The sequence below is a fragment of the Propioniciclava sp. MC1683 genome (assembly GCF_014164675.1).
Classification (GTDB): domain Bacteria; phylum Actinomycetota; class Actinomycetes; order Propionibacteriales; family Propionibacteriaceae; genus Propioniciclava.
On record NZ_JACJFX010000098.1, the window covers coordinates 1 to 1,275 of the forward strand.

Annotated in this window: 2 protein-coding genes; both read left to right on the forward strand. The window is 63.4% G+C overall.

Features of this window, described 5'->3' with window-relative positions; genetic code table 11:
- Nucleotides 1–69 precede the first annotated feature (69 nt).
- Entirely contained in the window at nt 70–363 is a 294-nt protein-coding gene (locus tag H5397_RS17785) for a transposase (RefSeq protein ID WP_006594430.1), read from the forward strand.
- Complete coding sequence (locus tag H5397_RS17380) at nt 360–1,244, forward strand: IS3 family transposase (protein WP_220492402.1); 885 nt, start codon at nt 360–362, stop codon at nt 1,242–1,244. Before H5397_RS17785 ends, H5397_RS17380 begins: the two co-directional genes overlap by 4 nt.
- Nucleotides 1,245–1,275: the final 31 nt, after the last annotated feature.

The window sequence follows — 1,275 nt, forward strand, 5'->3', positions numbered from 1 at the left end:
TGGACCGTTCCCGCTTTGGTGGAGGGTGGGGCATATTCCGCGGGTTCCTGAACTTGGGAGGAACCGACGATGGGATCGACACGGAGGGCATTCACCGAGGAGTACAAAGCCTCGGCGGTAGAGTTCGTGATCAATGACGGGCGCTCGGTCGCCGACGTGGCGCGCAGTATCGGCGTGCATGAGATGACCTTGGGGAAATGGGTGAAGAAGGCACGAGACGCGCAAGACGGTGAACCGGTCCGGCCGTTGAACGAGGACGAGCGGGCCGAGCTGGAACGGCTCCGCTCGGAGAACCGACGGTTGAAGATGGAGGCCGAGTTCGCAAAAAAAGTGGCGGCCTGGTTCGCGAAAGACCAGCAGTGATCTTTGCTGCGATCGCGGACTGGGCCGACGCCAAGGAGTACTCGGTCGAGTTCATGTGCGCCGAGCTGGGGGTGTCGACCTCGGGCTACTACGCGTGGCGGACGCGGCCGGCGTCAGCGCGGGCTCGGGCCGATGAGGCGCTGCTGCGCCTCATCGGGGTGATCTTCGAGCGGTTGAAGGGCAACCCGGGCGTGCGGCGGATCCACGCCGAGCTCGCCGCCCAGGGCCATCGGGTGGCACCCAAGCGGGTGTGGCGGCTGATGAAGGCTGCTGGCTTGCAGGGACGCCACCCGCGGGCGTGGAAGAAGACCACGATCCACGGCCAGCGGCCCGTGCCGGCGCCGGACCTGATCGGCCGGGACTTCACCGCCAAGAAGCGCGATCAGCGGTGGTGCGGCGACATCACCTACATCAAGAGTTGGGACGGCTGGGTGTACCTGGCGACCGTGATCGACCTGCACTCGCGGCGGGTGGTCGGGTGGGCGGTCGCCGACCACATGCGCACCGAGCTGGTCACCGACGCCCTGGCGATGGCCCTGAGGCAACGTCGGCCTAAGGGCCGGGTCATTTTCCACAGTGATCGCGGCACGCAATACACGTCCAACGATTTCGCCCGCTTCTGCCGGAAGAACAGGATTCGTCGTTCGTTGGGCAGGACGGGTATCTGTTATGACAATGCGGTCGCGGAGAGTTTCTTCGCGTCGTACAAGAAGGAACTCATCCATACCCGGCCCTGGCCGGACCTGAAATCGGTGAAGAAGGCCACGTTCGAGTGGATCGAGATGTACTACAACCGGACCCGAAGGCATTCGACACTAGGCTATTTGACACCACACGAATACGAGCTAGGATTCAGACACATCCGCGAACTCGCGGCATAAACTACGCCTCCATTTTTTCGGGAACACTCCA

Bases quoted from the DNA above. Each gene is read 5' to 3' on its own strand.
- H5397_RS17785 (WP_006594430.1), top strand. From the start codon at position 70: ATGGGATCGACACGGAGGGCATTCACCGAGGAGTACAAAGCCTCGGCG.